Consider the following 3,593-nt stretch of genomic DNA (forward strand, 5'->3'; position numbering starts at 1 on the left):
GTCCCGGCCGCCTGAGACGAGGTCCCAGAGCTGTTCGGGGGTGTCGGTGCCGCCGGGCAGGCGGCAGGCCATGCCCACGATCGCGATCGGCTCCCTGGCCTTGGCCTCGATGTGACGCAGCCTTCTCTCGGCCTGCTTGGTCTCGGCGATCGAGCGCTTGAGATACTCGCGCAGCTTGTCGTCGTTGGCCATGTCGGATCAGCCCCTGTCCAGGAGGTCGAAGAGTTCGTCGTCGGTCGCGGAGTCGAGGTCGATCTCCGTGTCGATCTCCGTGTCGTCCACGCCCGCCGCCACGTCGAAGCGCGTCACGAGGGCACGCAGCCGGGCCAGGACCTCGGCCTGTCCACCGGGATCGCCGGACAGCGCCTCCTCAAGCCGCCGCAGCGCGGCGAGTGGTGAGACGGGAGCGGCGCCGTCCTCCTGAGAGTCGGGCAGCAGGGAGAGGATGTGACCCGTCACCCCGGCCGGGGTCGGATGATCGAAGATCAACGTGGTGGGAAGCGGCAGCCCGGTGGCCGCCCTGAGCCGGTTGCGCAGATCGACCGCGGTCAGCGAGTCGAGACCGAGCTCGCGGAAGGCCGTGGCCGTACCGACCGCCTCCGGGTCGGAGTGCCGCAGCACCGCCGCGACCTCCGTCCGCACCAGCTCCAGTACGGCCTCACGCCGCTCCTGCGGGCCGAGCCCGGCGAGCCTGTCGGCCTGCGAGACGGTCACGGCCACCGCGGTGGGGACCACGGAGGAGACCGTGGAGGCGCGGGTCGCGTCGAGCCAGTAGCGCGAGCGCTGGAAGGCGTAGGTCGGCAGTTCGACGCGGCGCGGACCGGTTCCGGCGAACGCGGCCGTCCAGTCGACGGGGACGCCACGGACGAACGCCTCGGCCAGCGAGGTCAGGAACCTGTCGAGCCCGCCCTGGTCGCGGCGGAGCGTCCCGGTGACCAGTGTGGGCGGCCCGTCGCCGGAGTCCAGCGTCTCGTGGATGCTCGCGGTGAGCACCGGATGCGGGCTGACCTCGACGAAGGCCGTGTGCCCCGCCTCGGCCAGAGCCCGGGTCGCCTCCTCGAACCGCACCGTGTGCCGCAGGTTGGTGTACCAGTACTCCGCGTCGAGAACGGAGGTGTCGATCCAGTCCCCGGTGGCCGTGGACAGCATGGGGACGGTCCCGGTGCGGGGGACGATCGGTGACAGCGCCTTGACCAGGTCGTCGTGGATGGACTCCACCCGAGCCGAGTGAGAGGCGTAGTCGACCGGGACGCGGCGGTTGCGCACCCCCTCCGCGTCGAGCTGTGCCAGCAGTTCGACCAGGGGCTCGACTTCACCGGAGACCACCACGCTGGACGGGCCGTTGACGACGCCGACGGACAGCCGCCCGCCCCACGCCGCGAGCCTGGCCTCCGCCTCGGCGGCGGGTAGCGAGACCGACGCCATGCCTCCCTCGCCGGACAGCGCCGTGATGGCCTGGCTGCGCAGCGCGACCACCCTGGCGGCGTCCCGCAGCGACAGCCCTCCGGCCACGACGGCCGCGGCGATCTCACCCTGGGAGTGGCCGACCACCGCGTCGGGGCGGACGCCGTACGAGCGCCACAGTTCGGCGAGCGAGACCATGACCGCCCACAGCACCGGCTGCACCACGTCGACCCGGTCGAGACCGGGGGCGTCCGGCGCGCCGCGCACCACGTCGAGCAGCGACCAGTCGGTGAACTCCGCCAGCGCCGCGGCGCACTCGGTGAGCCGTTCGGCGAAGACCGGCGCAGTCTCCAGCAGCCCGGCGGCCATGCCCTGCCACTGTCCGCCCTGACCGGGGAAGACGAACACGACCTTGCCGTCGACGTCCGCAGTGCCGCGCACCACGTGGTCGGGGAGCGCGCCGTCCCCGGTGAGGGAACGCACCCCGGAGACGAGCGTCTCACGGTCCGCGCCGACCACGACGGCGCGTTCGGCCAGCGGTCCACGGGTCGTGACAAGCGAGTACGCCACGTCGGCGGGTTCGAGCCCGTCACGACCCTCGACGAACGTGGCGAGGCTGACGGCCTGGCCGCGCAACCCCTCGGGCACGTGCCCGGAGAGCACCCACGGCAGTGCGGCCTGGACGGGCTCACGGACGGGTTCCTCCTCCTCGATGACGGGCGGCTGCTCCAGGATCACGTGGGCGTTGGTGCCGCTGACCCCGAAGGAGGAGACCGCCGCGCGCCTGGGCCGTCCGCCCTCGGGCCAGGACCGGGCCTCGGTGAGCAGCCTGACCGTCCCGAGGGACCAGTCCACGTGCGGGGTCGGCTCCTCCACGTGCAGGGTCTTGGGCAGCACGCCGTACCGCATCGCCAGCACCATCTTGATGACGCCCGCACCTCCGGCGGCGGCCTGGGTGTGGGCGATGTTCGACTTCAGCGAGCCGAGCCACAGGGGCCACTCAGCGGGTCTGTCCTGGCCGTAGGTGGCGATCAACGCCTGCGCCTCGATCGGGTCACCCAGGGTCGTGCCGGTGCCGTGACCCTCGACGGCGTCCACCTCGGCCGGGCCGAGTCCGGCGTTGGCCAGCGCCTGCCGGATGACCCGCTGCTGCGCGGGGCCACTGGGCGCGGTCAGCCCGTTCGACGCGCCGTCCTGGTTCACCGCCGAGCCGCGCACCACCGCGAGCACCGGGTGACCGTTCCTGCGCGCGTCGGACAGCCGCTCAAGGAGCAGCAGGCTGACACCCTCGCCCCAGCCGGTGCCGTCCGCCGTCGAGGAGAACGCCTTGCACCGCCCGTCCGTGGAGAGGCCCCGTTGCCGGGAGAACTCGACGAACGTGGTCGGCGTCGACATCACCGCGACCCCGCCCGCCAGCGCCAGGTCGGACTCTCCCGAGCGCAGAGACTGGGCGGCCAGGTGCAGCGCCACCAGCGACGACGAACATGCGGTGTCCACGGTCACCGCCGGTCCCTCGAAGCCGAAGGTGTAGGAGATCCGTCCCGAGGCGATGCTTCCCGCGCTGCCGTTGACGAGGTACCCCTCCAGATCACCCGGGATCTCCCGAAGGCGGGGCGCGTAGTCGTGGTACATCATCCCGGCGAACACCCCCGTACGGCTGCCGCGCAGCGAGAGCGGGTCGATGCCCGCCCGCTCGAACGCCTCCCAGGCCACCTCCAACAGCAGCCGCTGCTGGGGGTCGGTGGCGATCGCCTCACGGGGGGAGATGTTGAAGAACGCCGCGTCGAAGTCGGCGGCGTCCCTCAGGAACCCGCCGTGGCGCGTGTAGGACTTGCCTGCCTTGTCCGGGTCGGGGTCGTACAGCTCCTCCACGTCCCACCCTCGGTCGGTGGGGAACTCGGAGACGGCGTCGCCCCCGCTCTCGACCAGCCGCCACAGCGCCTCAGGAGACTCGATCCCACCGGGAAGCCTGCACGCCATCCCGACGATCACGACGGGGTCGTCGGCCAGAGGCCCCGCCCCCGCCGACTCCGCGCCGACGGTCACGGCCTGATCGGCCTCCCCGGCCAGCTCACGGTCGAGCAGGTCGGCGATGGCCTGGGGGGTGGGGTGGTCGAAGGTGAGGGTCGCCGGTAGGCGGAGTCCGGTGGCGGTGCTGAGGCGGTTGCGCAGTTCGACGGAGGTCAGCG

At 72.4% G+C, this 3,593-nt stretch carries 2 protein-coding genes; both read right to left on the reverse strand.

Translation table 11 applies throughout. The features are described 5' to 3' along the window. Nucleotides 1-192 (reverse strand): polyketide synthase docking domain-containing protein (locus tag ABT340_RS42315; protein ID WP_352016604.1); only part of this gene is annotated, 192 nt, incomplete at its 3' end. Between the two features lie 6 nt (nucleotides 193-198). Further along, nucleotides 199-3,593: type I polyketide synthase (locus ABT340_RS42320; RefSeq protein ID WP_352016605.1), on the reverse strand; the 3,395-nt coding region annotated here is incomplete at its 5' end.

The organism is Streptosporangium sp. NPDC000239 (genome assembly GCF_040300765.1).
Lineage (GTDB): Bacteria > Actinomycetota > Actinomycetes > Streptosporangiales > Streptosporangiaceae > Streptosporangium.